The organism is Sorangiineae bacterium MSr12523, from assembly GCA_037157775.1.
Taxonomy (GTDB): Bacteria; Myxococcota_A; Polyangia; order Polyangiales; family Polyangiaceae; genus Pendulispora; species Pendulispora brunnea.
In genome coordinates this window covers 8,278,936-8,300,257 of record CP089982.1, presented here as the reverse complement: position 1 = coordinate 8,300,257, position 21,322 = coordinate 8,278,936, and the positions used below count along the sequence as shown (strand labels likewise).

Annotated in this window: 22 protein-coding genes; 8 read left to right on the top strand and 14 right to left on the bottom strand. The window is 65.0% G+C overall.

Annotated elements, in window-relative coordinates:
• Positions 1 to 2: 2 nt before the first annotated feature.
• From LZC95_32715 to LZC95_32680, 8 genes are all read right to left on the bottom strand, one after another.
• Complete coding sequence (locus LZC95_32715) at positions 3 to 1,097, bottom strand: hypothetical protein (protein WXA91207.1); 1,095 nt, start codon at positions 1,095 to 1,097, stop codon at positions 3 to 5.
• A gap of 74 nt (positions 1,098 to 1,171) precedes the next feature.
• Positions 1,172 to 1,831 carry a hypothetical protein gene (locus tag LZC95_32710; protein WXA91206.1) on the bottom strand — a complete coding sequence of 220 codons (660 nt, stop codon included), beginning with the start codon at positions 1,829 to 1,831 and terminating at the stop codon, positions 1,172 to 1,174.
• Positions 1,832 to 2,022: 191 nt separating this feature from the next.
• Positions 2,023 to 3,267: a sigma-70 family RNA polymerase sigma factor gene (locus tag LZC95_32705; GenBank protein ID WXA91205.1), complete on the bottom strand. Its 1,245-nt coding sequence runs from the start codon at positions 3,265 to 3,267 to the stop codon at positions 2,023 to 2,025.
• 11 nt (positions 3,268 to 3,278) lie between these two features.
• A complete protein-coding gene (locus tag LZC95_32700; protein ID WXA91204.1) occupies positions 3,279 to 3,680 on the bottom strand; it encodes a YciI family protein in 402 nt (133 codons plus the stop codon).
• A 17-nt stretch (positions 3,681 to 3,697) separates the two neighbouring features.
• Positions 3,698 to 4,096 (bottom strand): YciI family protein, encoded by a 399-nt coding sequence (locus LZC95_32695; GenBank protein WXA91203.1) that lies wholly within the window; start codon positions 4,094 to 4,096, stop codon positions 3,698 to 3,700.
• Between the two features lie 113 nt (positions 4,097 to 4,209).
• Positions 4,210 to 4,614, bottom strand: a complete 405-nt coding sequence (locus LZC95_32690) for a VOC family protein (protein ID WXA91202.1) — start codon at positions 4,612 to 4,614, stop codon at positions 4,210 to 4,212.
• A gap of 24 nt (positions 4,615 to 4,638) precedes the next feature.
• Complete coding sequence (locus LZC95_32685; GenBank protein ID WXA91201.1) at positions 4,639 to 4,812, bottom strand: hypothetical protein; 174 nt, start codon at positions 4,810 to 4,812, stop codon at positions 4,639 to 4,641.
• Positions 4,812 to 5,519 (bottom strand): DUF1775 domain-containing protein, encoded by a 708-nt coding sequence (locus LZC95_32680; GenBank protein WXA91200.1) that lies wholly within the window; start codon positions 5,517 to 5,519, stop codon positions 4,812 to 4,814. The genes LZC95_32685 and LZC95_32680 overlap by 1 nt, the downstream gene beginning before the upstream one ends.
• A gap of 116 nt (positions 5,520 to 5,635) precedes the next feature.
• Between LZC95_32680 and LZC95_32675 the strand changes: the two genes are divergently transcribed.
• A complete protein-coding gene (locus LZC95_32675) occupies positions 5,636 to 6,052 on the top strand; it encodes a hypothetical protein (protein WXA91199.1) in 417 nt (138 codons plus the stop codon).
• Between the two features lie 181 nt (positions 6,053 to 6,233).
• Positions 6,234 to 6,641, top strand: a complete 408-nt coding sequence (locus LZC95_32670; GenBank protein ID WXA91198.1) for a DUF2914 domain-containing protein — start codon at positions 6,234 to 6,236, stop codon at positions 6,639 to 6,641.
• A gap of 12 nt (positions 6,642 to 6,653) precedes the next feature.
• Here the strand turns inward: LZC95_32670 and LZC95_32665 are convergent, their stop codons facing one another.
• The 3 genes from LZC95_32665 to LZC95_32655 form a co-directional block, all read right to left on the bottom strand.
• On the bottom strand, positions 6,654 to 7,100 hold the full coding sequence (locus LZC95_32665) for a hypothetical protein (protein ID WXA91197.1): 447 nt from the start codon (positions 7,098 to 7,100) through the stop codon (positions 6,654 to 6,656).
• Between the two features lie 193 nt (positions 7,101 to 7,293).
• Entirely contained in the window at positions 7,294 to 8,835 is a 1,542-nt protein-coding gene (locus tag LZC95_32660) for a class I SAM-dependent methyltransferase (GenBank protein WXA91196.1), read from the bottom strand.
• Positions 8,832 to 9,506 carry a DUF2293 domain-containing protein gene (locus LZC95_32655; protein WXA91195.1) on the bottom strand — a complete coding sequence of 225 codons (675 nt, stop codon included), beginning with the start codon at positions 9,504 to 9,506 and terminating at the stop codon, positions 8,832 to 8,834. Before LZC95_32655 ends, LZC95_32660 begins: the two co-directional genes overlap by 4 nt.
• Before the next feature lie 33 nt (positions 9,507 to 9,539).
• Between LZC95_32655 and LZC95_32650 the strand changes: the two genes are divergently transcribed.
• Positions 9,540 to 11,267: a DEAD/DEAH box helicase gene (locus LZC95_32650; GenBank protein ID WXA91194.1), complete on the top strand. Its 1,728-nt coding sequence runs from the start codon at positions 9,540 to 9,542 to the stop codon at positions 11,265 to 11,267.
• On the opposite strand, the gene LZC95_32645 is transcribed toward LZC95_32650, so the two are convergent.
• Complete coding sequence (locus LZC95_32645) at positions 11,264 to 11,818, bottom strand: YbhB/YbcL family Raf kinase inhibitor-like protein (GenBank protein ID WXA91193.1); 555 nt, start codon at positions 11,816 to 11,818, stop codon at positions 11,264 to 11,266. The two genes, LZC95_32650 and LZC95_32645, sit on opposite strands and share 4 nt — an antisense overlap.
• Positions 11,819 to 11,889: 71 nt before the next feature.
• Here LZC95_32645 and LZC95_32640 point away from each other — a divergent pair, with 71 nt between their 5' ends.
• A complete protein-coding gene (locus LZC95_32640) occupies positions 11,890 to 13,098 on the top strand; it encodes a hypothetical protein (GenBank protein WXA91192.1) in 1,209 nt (402 codons plus the stop codon).
• Between the two features lie 146 nt (positions 13,099 to 13,244).
• On the opposite strand, the gene LZC95_32635 is transcribed toward LZC95_32640, so the two are convergent.
• Both LZC95_32635 and LZC95_32630 read right to left on the bottom strand, forming a co-directional pair.
• Positions 13,245 to 13,832, bottom strand: a complete 588-nt coding sequence (locus tag LZC95_32635; GenBank protein ID WXA91191.1) for a superoxide dismutase family protein — start codon at positions 13,830 to 13,832, stop codon at positions 13,245 to 13,247.
• A 107-nt stretch (positions 13,833 to 13,939) separates the two neighbouring features.
• Positions 13,940 to 14,959: a formylglycine-generating enzyme family protein gene (locus LZC95_32630; GenBank protein ID WXA91190.1), complete on the bottom strand. Its 1,020-nt coding sequence runs from the start codon at positions 14,957 to 14,959 to the stop codon at positions 13,940 to 13,942.
• A 134-nt stretch (positions 14,960 to 15,093) separates the two neighbouring features.
• Here LZC95_32630 and LZC95_32625 point away from each other — a divergent pair, with 134 nt between their 5' ends.
• From LZC95_32625 to LZC95_32610, 4 genes are all read left to right on the top strand, one after another.
• Positions 15,094 to 16,059 (top strand): hypothetical protein, encoded by a 966-nt coding sequence (locus tag LZC95_32625; GenBank protein WXA91189.1) that lies wholly within the window; start codon positions 15,094 to 15,096, stop codon positions 16,057 to 16,059.
• On the top strand, positions 16,059 to 17,447 hold the full coding sequence (locus tag LZC95_32620; protein ID WXA91188.1) for a serine/threonine protein kinase: 1,389 nt from the start codon (positions 16,059 to 16,061) through the stop codon (positions 17,445 to 17,447). Before LZC95_32625 ends, LZC95_32620 begins: the two co-directional genes overlap by 1 nt.
• 47 nt (positions 17,448 to 17,494) lie before the next feature.
• Entirely contained in the window at positions 17,495 to 18,787 is a 1,293-nt protein-coding gene (locus LZC95_32615) for a sigma 54-interacting transcriptional regulator (protein WXA91187.1), read from the top strand.
• Between the two features lie 62 nt (positions 18,788 to 18,849).
• On the top strand, positions 18,850 to 21,285 hold the full coding sequence (locus LZC95_32610) for a hypothetical protein (protein ID WXA91186.1): 2,436 nt from the start codon (positions 18,850 to 18,852) through the stop codon (positions 21,283 to 21,285).
• Positions 21,286 to 21,322 lie beyond the last annotated feature (37 nt).

The following is a 21,322-nucleotide window of genomic DNA, read 5'->3' as shown; positions in this document are numbered from 1 at the left end:
GGCTACCCTGGAAACGGCGCCGGACCAGGTGCCGCGTTGGGGTCCACGATCTCCGACTTCGTATCGGTCAACGCCTTGGCCAGCGCATTGAACTCGGATTGCGTGATCTGCCCGTTCTTTGGCGTCGTCCCATCCGCGACCACCAAGGGCATCAAATCGGTCGCAAGAATGGTCACGAACGCATCGAACGTCTTGTCCCCAATCTTCAGCCCCGTGTGCGCCGAAGCCATATCGCGGCAGGTGAAATTCGGCGTGTTCGTATTGGCCGGATCGTTCACCGCCGTGCCCGGATAGGCTTCCGCCTGAAGCACCAAGCCCACCAGCCGCGTGAAGCATTCCTCGATTTGGGCCGCACTGGGGTGCCCTGCGGGAATGGGATTGGCAACTTGATTGAAGAAATACGTCTTGAGGTTCGTATCCTTGAGAATCTTCTGCTCCACCTCGGTTTTCACCAAAGCAAGAAGCCCTTGGTGACGGCCGAGGCGCTCGTAGGCCGACGGCGTGGGCGGAACGAACGGTCCCGGCCCCGCCGGCGCACCCGGTGTCGTGACACTCGATTTGGTGTCCGTCAGAGCTTTGGCCAGCACATTGTATTCGCTCTGGCTGATGTGCCCCGCCGTGAGCATCGTCCCATCGGCGACCACGAGGCCCATCAGATCGCCGGCCAGAACCCCCACGAACTTGTCGAACGTCTTGTCGCCGATGTTCAAGCCCACGTGCGACGACTTCATATCGCGGCAGGTGAAATCCGGCGTATTCGTATTGGCGGCATCGCGCACCGGCGCGCCGGGGTATTGTTCGGCTTGAACGACCGAGGCCACCAAGCGCGTGAAACACTCTTCGATCTGAGCTGCGCTTGGGTGGCCTGCTGGAATTGGATTTGCGACCTGATTGAAAAAGTAGGTCTTCAAATCCGAATCTTTGAGAACCTTATTTTCGACTTCATTTTTGACGAACGCGAGAAGCCCCGCGTGCCCGCCAAGCCGTTCGTAGGCAGAAGGGGTAGAGCCGCTCGGCTTCGTATCGTCATCGCTGCATCCGCTCGCCAATGCTGCCATGGCTGCAACTGCGCCAAGAAAGAAGGTCTGCGCTTTCATCGGGACTTCTCGCCTCCCGAATCCAGTACGACCCTACGGCGAAAACGGATCGTCAAAAAAATACTTCGAGTGCCTCAGTGCTTCAGCGTGAGGCAGGATGCTTCGCCCGACGCGAGCTCGGCGCACGTCGTGCCCACGGCGCACAGCACGGCCGCACAGGCCGACGTGGTTTGCTTGACGCAGGCAGCCTCGCCCGACACGAGCTCGACGCATTTCGTCTGCGGCTGGCAGAAGACCGCGGCGCAAACCGAGCGCTGGTCCTGCTGCTGCTGCTGCAGCGCCGCGGCCGTGAACAGGCTCGTCGTTTTCGAGGCGCGCGTGAGCGTGAGCACGCCGTTCTCGAATTCGGCCTTGGTGTCGCGGACGTCGCCCTTGCTGGGCGTGAACTTGATGCCCATGCCCCCCGGGACCTTGCGTGAGAGCCACTTGCCCGACTCCGGCAAGGTGCAGGGGAAGGTGAAGCAGCGGACACCCGGAGCAACCAACGTGGCCTCGACTTGGGCCGTGTACGTGCCGTCCTTCTTCAGGGTCAGCGAGTAAAAGTCCGTGAAGTCCCCCGAGAGCTCGGCGTTCCACTCGTACGTTCCCACGAGCTGCGCGGCGATGCCCGACAGCGCGTCCTGCGAGGCGCCAACGTTTTCGTCGGCGGACGTCTCGGCGGCGCATCCAGTCAGCATGAGCGAAGCGGGAACGGCAAGAAGAGCAGCAGAAAGCGATAGCGCAATGAGTTTCATATCTCTGAAAATCTCCAATTTCCCTCCGGCCTAGACGTAGGCCAGGGCAATCCATTTCCCTCCGGCCTACATGTGGGCCGGGGCGACTGGGGCGCTCTTTAAGTCGGAAAATTGGCGCAATCAAGAGAGAAAAGTATGCGCATGTAGGAAATATACTACGCAGCTGTGCTCCATGTGTGCGCGACCCTTGGCTATTCCGCGTTTCGGAGCCGGGAAGCTTTGATTAATAGGTAATTTCGCTCGGGGATGCTCGATGTCCGATTGGCAGCCGCGTGGTAGTGCGAACGTGCCATTTCGGCATCGCCGGCCATCTCGAAAAAGTGCCCGCGCACGGCATCGAGTCGGTAATGGCCCGCGATGCGCGGATCTGCATCGAGCGGTTTCAAAAGCTCGAGCCCCGCGGCGGGGCCATGAACCATGGCCGACGCGATGGCGTGATTCAACGTGACCATCGGGTTGTCGGTCATGCGCTTCAAGAGCCCATACAACGCGAGAATCTGCGGCCAATCCGTGTCCGCGGCGCGAGCCGCCTCATCGTGTACCGCGGCGATGGCCGCCTGGAGTTGGTAGGCGCCAATCGCTCCTTGCGACAGCGTCTTGCTGATGAGCGCCACGCCCTCGGTGATGGCTTCGCGATCCCATCGTGCGCGGTCTTGCTCGTCGAGCGGAATCAATTCGCCATTCGGGCCCGTGCGCGCGAGGCGCCGTGCATCGGTGAGCAGCATCAGCGCGAGAAGCCCGGCGACCTCACCGTCGTCGGGCAAAAGCCGATGCACCGCGCGCGCGAGGCGGATGGCCTCGGTTGCAAGATCGGCCCGCTGCAGGCTGGAGCCCGTGCTCGTGGCGTAGCCCTCGTTGAAAACGAGGTAGAGCACGTGCAGCACGGCGTCGAGCCGCTCCTCGCGTTCTTCACCCGTGGGCATGCGAAACGGCACGCCCGACTTCTTGATGCTCTGCTTGGCCCGGCTGATTCGCTGCGCCATCGTGGCCTCGGGCACGAGGAACGCGTTGGCGATCTGCTCGGTGGTGAGGCCGCCGACGGCCCGCAACGTGAGCGCGATCGCCGAGGGACGCGTCAGCGCGGGGTGGCAGCACATGAAGAGCAGGAGGAGCGTATCGTCCTGCTCTTGCTCCGCGGCCTCACCCGGCTCGCGCGGCTCTTCGTATTCGACGGCCTCCTCTGCGACGAGGACGGTCTCGCGCCGCCGCCGCGCCAGCTCGGAGCGCAGATGATCGGTCATGCGGCGCATGGCGACCTGCACCAGCCACGCGCGCGGATTGTCCGGCACACCGCGCTCGGGCCATTGCATGGCGGCGGCGGCCAGCGCTTCTTGCACGGCGTCCTCCGCCGCCGCAAAGTCGCCAAAGCGCCGCGCCACCACGCCGAGCACCTGCGGCGCGAGATCGCGCAGCAGGTGCGTGCCGGTCGAATCCACGTTGTACCCTTTCAGACCTCGACGGGCGGTGCGGACATCACCTCGCGCACCTCGATCGCCATGTTGAGCGGCTTACCGCCGGGGCCAGGAGCGGCCGAGGCGCGGCCCGCAATGGCGTACGCGCGCTCGGGCGTCGCGACGTCGACGATCCACCATCCCGCGAGAAACTCCTTCGACTCCGCGAAGGGGCCATCCGTCACGTCGGGTGCGCCACCCTTTCCCGCGCGGACGATGCGGGCGTGCTTCGGCGGCATCAGCCCTTCGATGTTCACCAGCTCGCCGGCTTTACGAAGGTCCGCATTGATGTCGTTCAAGTATTGGATGTGCGCTTCGACCTCGCCCTGGCTCCACTTCGTCATGATGTCCCAGTCGCCGGTGCCACGCGGTGCATGCATCATCAGAATGAATTTCATGGTGCGTTCCCTTTCGCTCAGACTTCGACGGGCGGTGCGGACATCACCTCACGCACTTCGATGGCCATGTTGAGGGGCTTGCCTCCGGGGCCGGGGGCGGCGGAGGCGCGGGCGGCGATCGCGTAGGCCTGCTCGGGGCGTTCCACATCGACGATCCAGTACCCTGCGAGGAATTCCTTCGACTCGGCGAACGGCCCGTCCGTTACCTCGGGCGCTCCGGCTTTTCCCGCGCGCACGAGGCGCGCCTGTCCCGGCGGGGCCAGACCTTCCGCGCCCACGAGCTCCCCGGCTTTGCGAAGCTCGGCGTTGAAGTCCATCATGAACTGGATGTGCCCTTTCAGGTCATCCTGGCTCCAGTTCGTAACGCCCCAATCGCCAGTGCCTCGCGGTGCGTGCATCATCAGAATGAATTTCATGGTCGTTGACTCCTTTCATGGGTGAGTCGGAGCCCGAAAGGAGTTCTCGACATGCCATGAGCACTTTTTTTCAGGAGGAGCCTAACACCATGAAATCGCTGCGGTAACCCTTGTCACGCCGGGCGCGGGCCCAGCAGATCCCAGCGGTTGCCAGCGATATCCAGAAAGACGACGACGCTTCCGTAGGGTTCGTGGCGCGGTTCGCGGACGAACGTGACCCCAGCCGCGCGGAGGCGGGCGTACGCGGCTTCGAAATCGTCCACCCGCAGGAACATGCCCACGCGTCCGGCGAATTGATCGCCCACCGCGGCGCGTTGACGTTCTCCATCCGCACGCGCCAGCAAGATGCCGGTCTGCGCGCCCGGCGGGCGAACGACGACCCAGCGCTTGGCGTGTCCATCGTGCGAGCTTACCGCCGGGGAGTCTTCGACCAACTCGAAGCCCAAGACATTGACGAAAAAGGCAATGGCCGGATCGTACTCGTCGACGATGATGGCCGTCAGTTCGATATGCGACATGACGGCCAGTCTCTCACGAGTCGATCACTTCTTTCCGAAGTCTGGCGGCAAAAGATCGCACGGTAGCGCGCTCGACGGCGGCTTCGCAGGATCCGTCGGTCGCTCGAGGCATGGTTTCAGCGGTGTTGCGCTGTCGTCGTCCTTGCAGGCGACGAGGCCCAACGCGACGAGGACGATCGCGAGCGTCGTGCGCAGCATCAGTACTTCACCCAAACGACGTCGTTGGCGGCGAGCGAGGTGAGCTCGGTCACGTCCGCCGTGGACTTGATTTGGCCCACGGTATTCGCGCCCGGGCTGTAGGCGGCATTGCCCTTCCACACGATGAGCGCATCGCCGAAGTACTGCTTCAAATCCGTGATGGCGACCGGCACCGTGTACTTGTTCCAGCCCTTCTCACGCGGAGGAAGGATGTTCAGCGAGGGGGCGGGTTTCGGCCCGTTCTCATCGTGCGAATCGGTCTCCGCCACCCAGTCGACTGGCTTTTCGACCTTGCCGTCTGCGGAGCGGCACACTTGGTGCGTCGGGAAGAGCAGCCGCGTAAAGGGTTGATTGGGCACTTTGATGCGCAATCCCAATTTGTAGTAATTCGTATCTCCGTCCTGGAGATCCGCGTTGCTCAGTTTCTCCCACTTGACGCCGGTGATGATGTTGGCGGTATTGCGAATCACGGTCACTTTGCCGAAGTCGCTGGGGATGGCCCGCACCGTCGTTACGGATGCCGGAATGTCCACCTGCACGGAGAAGGTGTCCCACAGGTTGTCGCAACCGTGACCGACACCGAAGGTGATCTCCTGCGTCGTATCGGCGAAGGCTGGTGCGGCCCCCAACGAGATGTGCGCGGCGGCCAGCGCCGGCGTGACAAGGGTGAACACTCCGACAACGACCGCGCTCGACGTTTTGGACATGGGTTCCTCGTTTTTCTCCCGAGCATGCTCTGTATCGCTGGGAGCGGTCTCGAGCGATGCGGCATTTCGTCGCAGCACGCGGCCGATGGGAATTCACGTGGTAGCGTTGTGGTTCGATGGCTTTTCGTACGATCGTGGGTTCCTTGGCGGGTGCGTTGTTCGTGGCGTCGCTGGTCGTGGCTGCTGCCTGCAGCAGCAACGAGGCTTCCCCCGGCGGCAAATCCGATCCGCTCTCGGATGGAGCTCTTCCCGAGTCGTGCAAAGAGCTCGCAGCCCCCACCGAGTGCGCGAGCCCGGCGACCACCTATGCCGAGGTGAAGCCCATCTTGGAAGGGCGATGCATTTCCTGCCACTCCGGCATGCCGGGTGGCCCCTGGTCGCTGCGCGACTACGAACACGTCGTCGATTGGTCCGACACCATCCGCGGCGAGATCCTCGGCTGCTCCATGCCACCGCTGGACGCGGGCGTCCCGATCACCAAGGAAGAGCGCCTCACGATCCTCAAATGGATCCGCTGCGGCACCCCGCAATGAGCATCGCTGCGTAGCTGGGTTCGCCGTGTGGGACGGCAACGACGGCGTTGTGTCTGCCTGAACGCGTCGACGGTAAAAACGCGGGCGAAATGCCCGCGTCCCACATTGGTACACGCGCTGCACTCGGGGATGTACGACGGTCGCCGCAGAGGCGATCGACTTACAACCCGAGGTTCTTTCCATGAAGCTTTCGCACGTCGTTCTCGTTGCCGCCGCTGCCCTCGTTCCTTCCTTGATTCCCGCCGCCGCCCACGCGGACGGAGGCGTCTCCATCGTGAGCTCGCAGTTCACCGATCGCGTGGAGGGCGGAAAGCCCGTGGGCGATGCCAAGTCCGTCGCCGGCGCGCGCAAGGTCGTCTATTGGATCGATGCCGCCAACACCGGCGACCCCGCGCAGATCACGCTCGTGTGGACGGTGGATGGCAAAGAGGTGCAGCGCCAATCGCTCGACGTCGGGCACGCCCCGCATTGGCGCACGTGGGGTTCGCGCCCCGTGGGGGGCGCGAAATCGATCTCCGTTCGCATCCTCGACGCCGCCGGTACCTCGTTGAAAGAGGACTCCGTCTCGCTCGAGGCGAAGCCATCCTAATCGGCTAATCGGCTACCAGCGAATGGCCCCTTGGGCCCATTGGCCGCTCTGGCCCGCGTAAACCCCGAGGCTATACGTGCCCTTCGGGAGCTGGCATACCCATGAACGCGGCGGATCGACCGCGGGGAAATTGGCCCGGCAGTTGGTGGGGCCGCCATTGTGGAAGATGATCCAGGAGCCCGTTCCGCCTCCGTTCACGTCCGCATCGATGCTCATCGTACCGCCGGGAAAGCTCACCGTGCCCGATCGGCAAAGGTTGACGGTGCGCGGACAGGTGGCCCGCACGGCTTGAACGGCCATGCCCTCGTCATCTTGATCGGATGCCTCCGCGCCCTCGTCGTTCTGGTCCGATTGTTCCGAGGGCGCGGACTCCTCCGACGCGAGCGCCATGCTGTCGATGGTCGTTCCTGCAAGGGCCACGAGTGCGAGTGCCATGAGTTTTCCGTGAATCGTATTCATCGATGCGCCTCTTCTCTTTTCGTGAAGTGGGCCGCCGACATGGCGAGCCGTCGGCCGCGCATCGAGCAGGAGCCGTGCCTCGCTGGAAACGCGTTCATTTCTCGGTCCGGCGGCTGCGCGAATGCTCGTGTTCGGAGCGCATGAGATCCATCCATGATCTCGCGCATCACCCCATGATGCTAGGGCGCAGCATTCATTCGAGGATGCCCCATTCGAGGAATCGAGGGAGGCGGTTTTGTCGAAATTTATCCACTTCTGCGAGAAGAATACGGGTCGCTTCCTCCACGTCGTTCACGGGACGGCCAGCCACCTTGAGCGAGTACGAGTCTTTGACCAAGAGGTCGTGCGTCCATTGTTTGGGCGTTTGCCATTTCGCACTAGGGACCTCCGTCAGCAATCGGAGAACCAACGCCTCGTGCGCTGAAATCGCCATTCCTGCCCCCATGCGCGGCGCGGCGAGTGCCAAGGGCATCTCGTTTCGCAACGCATGCCGGAGCACCATGCGATTGTATTCCAACGGAATGCGCGGCGCATTCCCAGCGCGCCGCGCGGACGCACGTGGAGCTGGCTGCACCGGAAGGACGCAGCCGGTGACCACGGCCCGCAACAGCGCAGCACGGATATTTTCCGCACCAAAGGTCGCGAGCTCGGGGCGCCCGAGTAAGGCCGTGCCCGTGGCAGCACCTTTCGTCAAGGCATCGAAGAGCGCCTCGAACAGAGGCCCCTCGAAGGTCACGGTACCCTGGGGAAGCCGTACCTCCGTTATCGGCGGCGTACGTTGCAACCCGAACGCCGTAACATCGAAATAGGCCTGCGTGGTCGCGGCCGCGCGCCCCACACTCCCTTTGATGAATACGTCACGCCGAAAGAACTCGTTCAGGGCAAAGTCTTTCAACGTCTCGAATGCGCCGCGATCGTGGACCCCTTCCAGAAGCTTCGACATGTTCGGAGGTAATGCCAAATCGCGGTAATTCATATACAGCGGCAGCTGGCCGACGAAATGTAGATCTCGCTCGGCCATCTCGCGGGCAACCTGTGCAAAATACATGGGTACCCAATGGGCATTGAGGTACTCGTGGGCGATGTAAGGGATCCCGAGCTCCTCCATCGTCCGGAGCATCACCCCTGCGGACGAATTCCCCGCGAAGTACAGTGCACCGGCATCGTGCATGTGTTTCGCCAAGGCAAAGCCCAAACGCGCGCGCTCGCGCGTATCGTCTTGATTTGCACCTGCCGCCCCGGTGAGGAGCAATTGGCGCAGCGGCTCGACGGCGGCCCAACCCGGGAGCGCATTGTAGCTGACATGGAGGAGGCCGCCCGGCTTCAGTTTGGCCGCCGCAAAGTCGAGAAGGGCCTTGCGTTTGGACGGCCCGACCCAACTCAGAACTCCATGGGCCGCCATGAAATCGAATGGCGGGGTGGCGTCCTCGTCCAGGTGCTCGAAGTCCCGCTCGACGAAGCGGAGGTTTTCGAGCTTTCCTTCGCTTGCGAATCGCCGAGCTGCTTCGATGTGCGCGTGATTCACGTCCACGCCCACGAACCTGCCATTTGGATTGGCTGCTGCGAGCGGGGCGATGCTGTCGCCCTGGGCAGAGCCCATTTCGCAGTAGTCGAAGTCTCCGTCGGTTATGGGCGTCGGAAATCCATTGAGGGCCGCGACCAAGCTCAGTTGGGACGGACTGAGGTCGACGAAACTCCGCTGGTAGGGGACATCGGTGACGTAATCCTTCGTCACGTCGAAACCGCTTTGCAGAGCGGGCAGGATGTCGGGGCGTGGGGAGCGTCCCGCCGGTGCAAATCGAGCACGGCGCGGGAGATCGTGGCGAGTTCGCGTCGCACCTCGCGTCGTTTTCCTGCGATGCGCGGGATCACCATGGAGTCGTAGGCCGTCGTCTGGTGGCGCATCCACGCGATGACCGCGGACTCGGCGCGCTCGTCGATGGAGATGCGCTGCGTGCGTGCGACGGTGCCGCTTCCCACGGGTGTGGCGTGCGCCGTGACCTTGCGTGCCACGGAGCGTGCGAGCTCCTCCCATCGCGGGGCGAACCGCAGAAAGCCGAGGACCTCTTCCTCGAACGAGACGACGTACACCGCTTGCGCGTGCTCGCGCCGGGCGGTGGCGGCGGCGCGCTTTTTCGCGTACCCCTCGGTGGATCGCTCGGCATCGAGCGCGGAGCGCGCGGCCTCGATGTTCTCGCTCGGTGCCCACAGCCCTTTGGAGAAGGCCTTGCGTCCACGCTTCTCGATGACCGCCCACGAAGGGCCCGCTTGCTTCACCCTTCGCGTCAGGCCTGCATCGCCCGGCGGAAGGCACGCCCAGCCTGCGGGCGGGCTGCATCGGGTGCCATCGGGCGCGACGAAAACGCGTGGATCGGAGGTCGGGGCGAGCGTGAGCGATTCAGGCATCGCGCGGACCTTACCATGCTACATCCGTCGGCCATGACCACGATGCGCGCGAAGCGCACCATCTCGAAACCTTTCTCTCCATCCAAGTTGGAGGGAGGGAAATCTTCGAAGGGAGGGCTTGCGAAGGGCGAGCGACCGGGAGCCGTCGAGCGCGCCCACGTTCTCGACGTCCCCTTCGCCATGCGCGGTGTGGCCACCGCCGGCGGCGCACGCTGGGACGCCGAGCGCAACGTCTTCCTCTACCGCGGCGAGTCCCTTCCGCCATCGCTCGCTCCCTTCCTTCCCGCGCCGTATTCCTGGGAGGCCCGCGTTCAACGCGAACTCGACGCCGACGACGGCGTCGCACGCCGCCCCTCGAAGCCCACCGCGGACATCACCCTGCGCCCGCATCAAACCGACGCCGTGCGAGCGATCCTCGCCTCGCACACCGCACGCCGCCCTGGCTTTCTCCTCGCCGACGACGTCGGCCTCGGCAAGACCATCACCGCCTGGGAGGCCATCCGCCGCATGGAGGCCTCCCGCTCGGTTCTCATCGTGTGCCCCCTCGCGGTCATTGCGCACTGGCGCCGCACCATCGAGGCCATGGGCGACGCCGGCAAGGACATCGTCCTCCTGAATTACGAGCGCCTCGGCAAATTGTTCGAGCTCTCCGCGGAGGCGCGCAAAAAGGTCCGCTCCAAAAAAGGACTCGCGCGTTCGGGCAGCGCCATCGACTTCGACGTCATCGTCTGGGACGAAAGCCATCGCTGCAAAAACCCGGCAGCCGCCCGCTCCAAGTTGGCCGCGAAGCTGGTGGCCAGCGCGGGCTTCTGCCTCTGGCTCTCCGCCACCGCGGGCCAGAATCCCCTCGAGCTCTCGTACCTCGCGCCGCTCCTCGCCAGCGTCACCGGAAGCCGCGCCGCCGATCTGAAAGACTTCGAAGGCTGGTGCCAGGAGCAAGGCCTCGGCCTCACCCGCGGAGCGTACGGCCGCTGGGAATGGCGCGGGGACGTTTCGGACTGCGCGAAAGTTCGCGCGCTCCTCTTCGATGCTCGCAAAGGCTCGCCCTCGGCGGGCATCCGCCGCCGCCCGGAAGACATCGCCGGCTGGCCGGAGATCAACCGCATCCTCACGCCCATCGAGCTCGATGGCCAAGCGCGCGAGCTGTACACGCAAGCCTGGAGCGCCTTCCGCCGCGAGATGGATCTCGCCCCGCGCGGTCGCGATCCCAAGTCGGCCCTCGCGGCCACCTTGCGCCTGCGCCAAAAGAGCTCGCTCATCCGCGCATCCGGCACGGTCGAACTCGTGCGCGAGCTGCTCGACAACGGCCACCAAGTGGCCATCTCGGTGGCCTTCATGGAGACCCTCACGTCCATCCGCGAGGCGCTCGAGTCCGAGAAAATCGGGTGCGCGGCCATCCACGGCCGCATGCCCGCGGCCGAGCGTGAGGAAGAGCGCCTGCGCTTTCAGCGCGGCAAGGCCCCGGTGGTTCTCTTCACGGTGGAGGAGGGCATCTCGCTTCATCAAGGCGAGTACGCCGACATCGCGCGCTCGGAGGTCATTCACGATCTGCGATGGTCCGGCATTCAAATGGCGCAAATCGAAGGCCGCTGCCACCGCGATGGGCGCTTCGCCCAGGTCTACTGGGCCTACGCCGACGGCACCATCGAGGATCGCATCGCCCGCATCGTGGCGCGCCGCCTTCAATCGATGAAGGAGATGGTCGGCGACGACGTGGAGACCCTTCGCGAGATCGAGCGCCTGCTCGACACCGAGGCTTAGCGCTCGTACGTCCCCTCGATCCGTCCGCGCGCAATCACGGCGCCCTCCATCTGGCGCAGAACGTCCGCCCGTGACGGGACGCCCTCGAACGTGAGGCGTTTGTCCACCGCGAAAAGCTGAAAGACGTACGTGTGCGGACCATGACCGGGCACCGGCCGCGGCCCGCCATACGTCGTCTTGCCGAAGGTGTTCTTCCCCATCGCGAGCCCATCGCCTGGCGCCGCCGTGTCGGAAAGGCGCCCTTCGGCAATGGTCGTCGCGGTGGGCTGGATACCGGTGGCGATCGCGTGGACGAAGGGGCGGGGCAGGGGCGCGTCCGGATCCTCGACGATGAGCACCAGCTCCGCCGTCTCCGGTGGCACGCCCAACCAAGACAGCTCCGGCGATATATTTTCACCCTCACCGGGACCGGCGTGCTTGCGAGGAATCGTCCCCCCGAATTCGAACGAGGAGCTCGAGAGCACAAGCGAGAGCGGCGCATTCGATGCGGCCGGATCGTTGTAGGCGAGATGTTTCTCGCCCGCTCGCACTCCACGAAGAAGGGTACCCACGAATCGCCGCATATCTGCCTCCGAACATCCTCTCTTGTGTTTGCACGCCCGGTCGGGTGAGCATTCGCGCCATGAAAAAATCGTCTCGTGCGGTTCTGCTCGTGTCTTCCGTTGCGCTCGCGCTCGTGGCGCAGGGATGCAAGAAAAACTCGAGTACGACCGAATCCGGCAACTCTAGCAGCTCTGGCGGCTCGGGAAGCGAATCACGCGGTGGCGGTGGCAATGGTTCTGGTGGCGCAGCCGTCGCCGCGAACCTCGGATTCACTCCGTCGAACATTTCGCTCGCGGGCATCGACGTTCACAAAGTGGGAGATCTCGAGGCGGAGCGTAACTGCAATATCAAGAGCGACTCCGACGAGAACCCGTGCTCGATCGATACCGCCTACGGCGTGGTGACGCAGAGCGATGGTTCGAAGATTGGCGTCTACGTCGCCAAATCGATTCACATCGGACCGCACGCCGTGGTCACGGTGCATGGCAATTACCCCATTGCATTGGTGGCGCTCGACAAGATCGACATCCAAGGTGGTCTCGTGGCCACGCCCGGCGGTGCGGGCGGGTTGGTGCAAAAGGAGACGAACTCCAAGGGCGTCGGCCCGGGCGGTGGTAGCGCGGGCAGCGAAAGCAATGGCGGCGGGGGAGGCGGCTACTGCGGCCCCGGAGGAAAAGGCCCGGCCGAGGGCGAGAAGGGCGCCGGCGCCGCGGGTGGCCCTGCGAATGGAAATCCCACGTTGGTGCCGCTGATCGGCGGCTCGTCGGGCGGCACCGGATACCCCGGCGGCGGCTACGGCGCGGGAGGTGGTGCGATCCAGCTCGTCGCCGCCAAGTCGATCACCGTGGCATCCGGTGGCTACGTGAACGTCGGCGGGGGCGGCGGCGGCTTCGGCGGCGCGGGTGGCACGCACCAAAACGGCAGCGGCGGCGGCAGCGGCGGTTCCATTTTGATCGAGTCCCCCGAGGTGACCATCTCCGGCACACTCGCGGCCAACGGTGGCGGCGGTGGCAGCGGCAGCACGCAGGAGAGCGGCGGCGACGGCACCCACGACGAGCACGTCGCGGCGGGCGGCAAAGCCTCCTCCGGCAACAACGGCGGCAACGGCAGCGCCGCCGCCGTGATCAACGGCACCGACGGCGTGGGCAAAGGCGAATCCGTCGCGGCCGGCGGCGGGGGCGGGGCAGGACGAATCCGCATCAATACGAAATCGGGCAAGGCCACCATTTCGGGCACCCTCACCCCGAACGCCACCACCGCGTGCGTAACGCAGGGCAAAATTCCGTAGATCAGGAGTGCGGAAGGGAGAGGAAAACCGCCAAGGCGCCAAGAACGCCAAGGGTTAGAAGGGGCCTCGCCAGTGCTTCGGCACCTCAATCAATCTTGGCGTCCTTGGCGTTTTGGCGGTTCCCTTCTTATGGTTTCAGCCGGCGCCTAATCCTTTACAATGACACCGCAGCCGGGGCGGGCGCCGGCGTTTCCGACGGGTTGGGAGACGCCGTCGTCCGTCTGCTGATGAAAGACGATGGCGTGCCCCACCACGGACATGCCGCCTTCTTTCACGCGGAACTCTTTGCTCTTGTAGGTCAGGGTTCCCGTGCCATCGGCCTTGATCTCGATGTTGCCAAGATCCCCCACGTGGTGGCCCGTGCTCGTCGGGTAGCCGTGCGCCGAATCCGTGGGATTCCAATGGCCGCCGGCCCCACCCGCAGGAACGGCGCCCGCATCGCCCGTGCTTGCATTGCAATTGTCATTTTGATGGATATGCAAACCACGCGGGCCGGCGCTGCCGGGCGGAAGGGCGCGTTCGATGTTCACCACCACCGTGGTCTCCCCATTTTCTTCGGTGAACGTCGCCGTTCCTTGCAGCTGCGTCGCTTCGCTCGTGGGGCGGATATCGGCGTGCGCCTTGTAGCGCGCGGGCGTATCGTCATCGGACGAACAGGCGTTCAACACCAACGATGACACGCCCACGCAAGCGAGTATGGATGCCACCGCCGCCTTAATCCAATATCCGTACATGGTGGACCTCGTCGGTAATGAGGTTTCGTACAAATCGGGATTCGCCGATCTTACCGAAAACGCGAGGCGCGCCTAGTCTGGTGATCGCGTGATAGCTGATGCTTGTGCTACTTGGCCGGCCGAGCGCAGCGGAAGCCATTGCTCCAGTGGCGCTCTGTGCCGGGGCGCTCGCTCGAGTAGTCGGTGCGCAGTTCGTCGGTGTTTTCGCTGCTGACGTTGCCGCCTCGCCGCACCCGGGGCGTGGCCGATGGCGAGTAGTTCGAGCAATCCGCGCAAGGCGGGGGCAGCAGGGTGCGTGACGAGTCGAGCGTCCATTCCCAAAGGCTTCCCGCAAGGTCGGCCTGATTCCAAGTTCCGTCGCCTTGCGGCGATTTCGATCCAACGGGCAACAAATTGTCCTTGCTGCACGAGCCGCCGCACCCGTAGGTGACGCGCGAGGACTCGAAGGCGTTTCCCCATGGATATGCGAGCTGCTTGCTGCCACCGGCCGCGGCATAATTCCATTCCGACGTCGTGGGGATCCGTCCACCGTCCCAGATGCAGAATGCAAAGGCGTCGTACCAGGTGACGCAGTTGATAGGGCGCGTCTCTTGCGCGCTCGGCGAAGCCGTCCACGTCTCCATGCTCGGATCGCACGCGAGGGCCGTCTTCAATGCGTCGGTGCTGGCCGCGAGATTTCCATTCCAACTCGGGTCCCATCCGCTGTTGGCCACCTTCGGGTGTGCGCCTGCGCCTGCAGCCGGCGCGCTGTTCCTCGTGCCCTTGCCGGCGTTCACGAATGCGCGGAAGCGGCCCACCGTGACCTCGAACACGTCGAGTTGGAAGTCGCTGATGGTCGCCGCGTAATTTCCATCGTTGTCGCGATGGAAGGGGCCGCCGGTGACGAGGTCGGATGCACAACAGCTCTTTCCGCCCGTGCACGTTTGCGCCGTTGCGCAGCTCGGAGGTACGGCCGTCGCCGGGCCGTCGGAGCCACCGCCGTCGGAGGGCTTACCACCGTCGGGGCTGGGATTGCCCGAGTCGCCACCGTCGAACGGCCCCACCGAATAATCGAGCGAGCACGCCAGCGCGCAACAGAGCGCGGTCGTTGCAAAGTAACCCGCGGCAGCGCATCGCAATGGCCTCATGTCGAACGGTATCATACGCTCGATCCAGCACGAATTCGGCCATGGAATCGCTGTTGTCTGCAGACGTCAAACCTCGATGCTTCGAGGCATCGACTCATCTCTGGAGCGGCATTGTGCTACCCTCGAAGAGCCTCATGCGGCAAAGTCTTCTTCTCGGAACGGTCGTCGCGTTCACCGCGGCGTTCACGTCGGCCGGCCTGGCGCAAAGCCAACAAGCGGCTGCGCGAGAAGCGTACAACCGAGGCGTGGCCTTTCACGACCACAAGGAATTCGCCGCCGCCGCCAGGCAATTCGCCTTGGCCGATCGACTCGTGCCCAGCGATTCGGTGCTGGCCGACGCCATCGATGAAAGCGTGGCCGCCGACGATGCGGCGTTTGGATCCATGCTCGTGGCGCGTGTCACACGAAGGCCACGAAGCGCGGTCCTGGAACGCGCGGCGAACAAGGCCAGAGAAAAATTCCGCGGGCGTGCGGGGCGTATCGATGTTCGCTGTCCGGCGGCGTGCGATGCCGAGGTCGACGGAAAAGCGCTCGATCCCGCCGCCGAAGGATGGCTGGCAACCGGCCCGCACGTCCTTGTTTTGACTACAGCCGAGCATGCGGGTTACCGCGACGAGCACCGCGTGAATGTCGTGCCCGCCGAGATCACGCTGGTGACCTTCCAGGCGCCACCACCACCCGCGCCCGTCGCGGCCCAGAACGAGAAGAAGCTCGAAACGACGGAGCCGCAACCGCGCGTGGAGGAGCCCTCACGGCATGGCCTCGCCCCCACGTGGTTCTGGGTTGGCGCCGGCGTCACCGCGCTCGTTGCCGGCGGCGCCGCTCTATCGTGGGTCGATGCTTCGAAGACGCACCAAGACTTCGTCGATCGCCAATGCGGGCAACACGGCAGCGACGACTGTGTGGCGCGTGCCGACGATGGCAAAGCCGCGGTGACGCGCACGAACGTCCTCATCGGAGTGGCCTCCGCGTCCGCCGTCGCCACCGCGGTCATCGGCCTCTTTTTGGTCGATTGGAAGCCGCGCGCGGATGCTCCGGTTCGGACCTCGTTCTCGGTGGAGCCGGGCGGTGCCCGCGCGGTGGTGAGCGGGAGCTTCTGATGGCAGGGGGCGCGGCCGCTTCCGAACGGCGCGAGTCGCGCTACGAGCGACTCGTGAAGATCGCGTCGGGCGGCATGGCCACCGTTTACGTGGGCCGCCTTCGCGGCGCGTTGGGCTTCGAGCAGCTCGTGGCCATCAAGCGCCCGCACGCGCACCTCATGCAACAGCCCGATCTGCGCCGCTCGCTGCTGGCCGAGGCGCACCTGGCCTCGCGCATTCGCCACGCCAACGCCGTCGGCGTTCGCGATGTCGAGATCGAGGACGACTCCATTCTTCTCGTGATGGACTACGTGGAGGGCGCGTCCTTCTACGAGCTGCTGCGTTCTGCGCGCGGGAGCAATCCCATGATGACCATCCGCGCCGGGCTGCGCGTGATTCGGGACCTTTGCGCGGGCCTTCAAGCCGTGCACGATTTGACCGACGACGAGGACCGCCCACTCGGTGCCGTGCACCGTGATGTCTCGCCGCAGAACGTCTTGGTGGGCTTGGACGGTGTCGCGCGCCTTGCGGATTTCGGCATCGCCAAATGCCTCTACGCGCACGACATTTCCACGCGCGAGGGCACGCTCAAGGGCAAATTCTCGTACATGGCGCCCGAGTACATGTCGGGCGACGGGTTCGATCAGCGCGCGGACATCTTCGCCGTGGGCGTGATGCTCTGGGAGCTTTTGGCGCAGCGGAGGCTCTTCGACGGCGACGCTCAGGTCGACATCGTGCGCAAGGTCCTCTACGAGCCCATTCCTCCCGTGTCGGCGCTCGCGCCCGAGTTGGGGTACGCCTTCGATGCGGTGGTTGCACGCGCGCTGGCGCGCAATCCCGCGGAGCGGTTCGCGCGTGCGAGCGATCTCGGCGCGGCGCTGGATGCGGTGTTGGCCGATTCGTCTTTTGGCGCCTCGCACGAGGAGGTCGGTCGCTTCGTTCGCGCGCAGGTCGGCGAACGCCTCGCCGAGCGAAAGCAGCGCATCAAAGAGGGGCTGCGCTCTTCGTCATCGTCGGCCGCCTCGGGGCCATCGACGCAGGTGGTGCAGGTCGTCGAGCCTGCCGCAAGTCAGGAATCGGCGGTGGTCTCCTCGCGGTTGTCGCGCCATGCTGCGCGCATTGCGCTGGCCGCCGTGGCGTTCGTCGTGGCGGTGCTCGGCACCATCGCGCTGGTGGCCACGCGAACGAGTTCGACGCCGCCTCCGACCGAGGTTCCCTCGGAGCCGCCCGCGGTATCTGCCGAGCCGCCGCCTGCACGATTGCCACCATCGCCGCCGCCGGTGCAAAGTGCGCCGGCGCCGTCCGCGCCGGCCGCGAACACGGTCAAGCCCGAGAAGCCGAAACCGCGAAAGGTCGTGGCTCCTTCCGCGGGCTCCGACGTCCCCCGTCCGCGCGGCAATCCTTACTGAACGGCGGATCTCGCGCTACGCTTCCATGCGTGCCCCGCGATCGCGAAGTGAAAACCGAGACCCTCCACCTCGGCCAAACCGAGGGTGGCCGCGAACCCATCGGCGCCGTGCTTCGCGTCCTCAATGCGCGCGCCACGCCCGCCGCCTACAAGCTGTCCATCGGAGCGTGCTCCATCGGCTCGTCGTCCGCGTGCGATCTCGTCATCGACGACCCCACCGTCTCACGCAACCATGTCGAGCTCGATTTGACGGCCGAAGGCGTCAGCGTGCGCGATTTGGGAAGCCGCAACGGCACCTTCTACCTCGGCCAGCGCGTCGAAAAGATGACCGTGGGCCTCGGCGGCCAGCTCACCTTGGGGCGCGTCACCTTGGCCATCGAGGCCGATACCGAATCGCTGCGGCAAGGATTGAGCTACGGCGGCGAAGGCTACTCCGGCATTCTCGGCGAGACCCTGCCCATGCAGCAGCTCTTCGCCATGCTTGCGCGGCTCGAGGGCTCGCTCGTTCCCGTGCTCGTGGAAGGCGAATCGGGCGTGGGCAAGGAGCTCATCGCCCGTGCGCTGCACGACAATTCCGCCGTGGCGAAGGGGCCCTTCGTCACCGTCAATTGCGGAGCCATCGTCCACGAGCTCGTGGCCAGCGAACTTTTCGGCTACGGGAGCGAATCGAAGCGCGGCGCCTTCGAAGCCGCCGACGGCGGCACGCTGTTCCTCGACGACGTGTCGGAGCTGCCCATGGCCGTGCAGCCCGTCCTGCTGCGCGCCCTCGAAACGGGGGAGATCCGCGCCGTCGGCTCGTCGGATGCACCCAAGCGCGTGCGCGTGCGCATCCTCGCCGCCGCAAACCGCGATTTGCTCTCCGAGATCAAGGCCGGCCGCTTCCGCGAGGACCTCTTCTATCGCCTCGCGGTGGTGCGCCTGCTCGTGCCCACCTTGCGCGATCGCCTGCCGGACATCCCGCTGCTCGCGCGAAAATTCGCGGCGGACGCAGCCTTGGGCGGCGTACCCGATAGCCTGGTTGCGCAGCTGCAGTTGCGAAGCTGGCCGGGCAACGTGCGCGAGCTGCGCAATGCCATTCAATATTACGCCGCGCTCGGCAGCCTTCCGCCCGACCGCGCCCGTTGGGGCGGCGACGCACTGGATCTGGCGCTCTCCGAGTTCGCTGACATCGCGCAGACCTATGCGGACCAGAAGGACGCGCTTTTCGAGCGCTTCACGCGCGTCTACCTGCAGCGCCTGATGCTCGCGGCGAAGAACAACCAGAGCGAAGCCGCCCGCATCTCCGGCCTGGATCGCACGTACCTACGCAAGCTGCTGGCCAAGTTCGGCTTCATCGAATGAACGTGCACGAGCGTGCGCACGGCCTACCTTTGCGCGCAGCTTTGATTTAGACATGGTCGGGCATGAGCCTGCCCGTTCCCCGCCCTGACGATTTCGAGAAACTCGGCATCTTCTACCTCGGCCGCGGTTACGACCTCGAAGCGCGCACGCCCACCGAGCCGCTCTTTCTCTACGAGTCGAAGCATCTGCTGACCCACGCCTTGTGCGTGGGCATGACCGGCAGCGGCAAGACGGGCCTTCTGATCGGCCTACTCGAGGAGGCCGCCATCGATGGAATCCCGGCCATCGTGCTCGATCCCAAGGGCGATCTGGCCAACCTGTTGCTCACCTTTCCATCGCTGGCGCCCGAAGCATTTCGCCCCTTCATCGATGCCGACGAGGCCGCGCAAAAGGGCAAAACACCGGACGCCCTGGCCGCGGACGTCGCGACGTTCTGGCGCGATGGGCTTGCGGCGTCGGGGCAAGATGGTGCGCGCATTCAGCGGCTGCGCGATGCCTGCGAGGTGACGGTGTACACGCCGGGCAGCAGCGCGGGGGTGGGGCTTTCGCTGCTAGGTTCCTTCGAGGCGCCGGGCAGCACCGTGATCGAGGACGCCGAGACATTTGGCGGCATGATCGAGGGCGCCGTTTCGGGCGTGCTCGCACTGGCCGGTGTCGAGGCGGAGCCGCGCTCGCGCGAGCACGTACTTCTGTCGCAGATTTTCGCTGCGGCGTGGAGTGAGGGGCGCGCCCTGGACTTGGCGACCTTGGTGCAGAGCATTCAAAAGCCGGGATTCGATCGCGTGGGCGCGCTCGACCTGGAGACGTTCTTTCCGGCGAAGGATCGCGGGGCACTGGCCTTGGCCGTCAATGCGCTGTTGGCATCGCCGTCGGCCGCGGCCTGGGCGCGGGGCGAGTCGCTCGATGTGGCCAAGCTGCTGCGCGCGCCAAATGGCAAACCGCGGGTGGCCATTTTGTCGATTGCGCACTTGTCCGATGCGCAGCGCATGTTCTTCACGACGCGGTTGTTGGATGCCGTCATCGCATGGATGCGGCGCCAATCGGGCACGTCGAGTCTGCGGGCGCTGCTCATGATGGACGAGATATTCGGGTATTTCCCGCCCACGGCTGCGCCGCCGTCGAAGCGGCCCATGCTGACATTGTTGAAACAAGCGCGCGCATTTGGATTGGGCATCGTGCTGGCGACGCAGAATCCGGTCGATCTCGATTACAAAGGATTGGCCAATTGCGGTACGTGGTTCCTCGGGCGGCTGCAGGCCGAGCGCGACAAGATGCGCGTGCTCGATGGCCTCGAGGGCGCCAATGTCGCCGCGGGCCATGGATTCGATCGGGCCACGATGGATACGTGGTTATCGGGTTTGGGAAACCGGGTTTTCTTGTGCAACAATGTGCACGCCGGCGGGCCGGTGTTGTTTCAATCGCGGCACACGCTATCGTATTTGCGGGGACCGCTGACACGTGAGCAGATTGCCGCGTTGAAACCGTCCAAAGACGAGCCGAGTGCCGGGGTAAAGCCGGTACCGACCGCGAATTCGAATGGGAACGTGAATGCGAATGGGAATTCGAGGCCGGCGGTGCACGGGGATGTCGAGGAGGTCTTCTTTCCCGCCCGCGTGGAGGGGCCGGGGATCGTCTACCGGCCCGGCGTATTCGCCATGGTGAAGTTGCATTACGTGCAGGCGAAAAAGCAGCTCGATCATTGGGAATCGCTGGCGCTGATGGCGCCGTTCTTGGCGGCGAGCGCCGATGTCGATTGGCCGAATGCCACGACGATGACCGCGACCTTCGCCACGACGTGCCGGCGCGAGCCCGCGGCAGACGCGCGCTTCGAGCTGCCGCCGGCGATCACGGTGGCCAAAGCGAAGACCTGGCAAAAGTCACTGGTCGCGCATGCGTATCAGGCGCGGCCTCTGGTTCTTCTCGAGAGCGCCGAAGCGTCCGTTCTCTCGCGTCCGGGCGAGGCCCCGGCCGAGTTCCACGCGCGCGTGGCGCACGGCATCCGCGAGCTGCGCGACGAGCGCGTGGCAGCGCTGGAGAAGAAGTACGGGCCCAAGCTGGCCGCGTTGGAGGAGAAGATCCGCACGGCCGAGGGCAAGCTGCAAAAGGAGCAGGCCGACGTGGCGGCCCAAAGAACCAACACCGCCGTCACCCTCGGCTCGAGCTTTTTCGGCATGCTCCTAGGTCGCGGTGTCGCGACCGCTGCCAACGTGAACCGCGCCGGGGCGGTCGCCCGGCAAGCGCAGCGTGCTTCACGCGAGAAAGATGATGTCGCCCGCGTCGAGGAAGCATTGCGCGTGCTCTACGAAAAGCGCACCGCCCTGCAAACGGAGGCCGAGGGCGAGTTTCAGAAGGTCCAGCGCGAGGTCGATGCGGCCGCCCGCGCCACCGCGGAACTTCGCATCACCCCGCGCAAAGCCGATATCACCGTCGAGCGCATTGCTCTGGGCTGGGTGCCTTTTCGAGCTGGAGCGAACGGCGCCCTCGAAGCCGCGTGGTGACGTTTCGAGCAACCTCGCCATCGCCCTGGCCGATCTG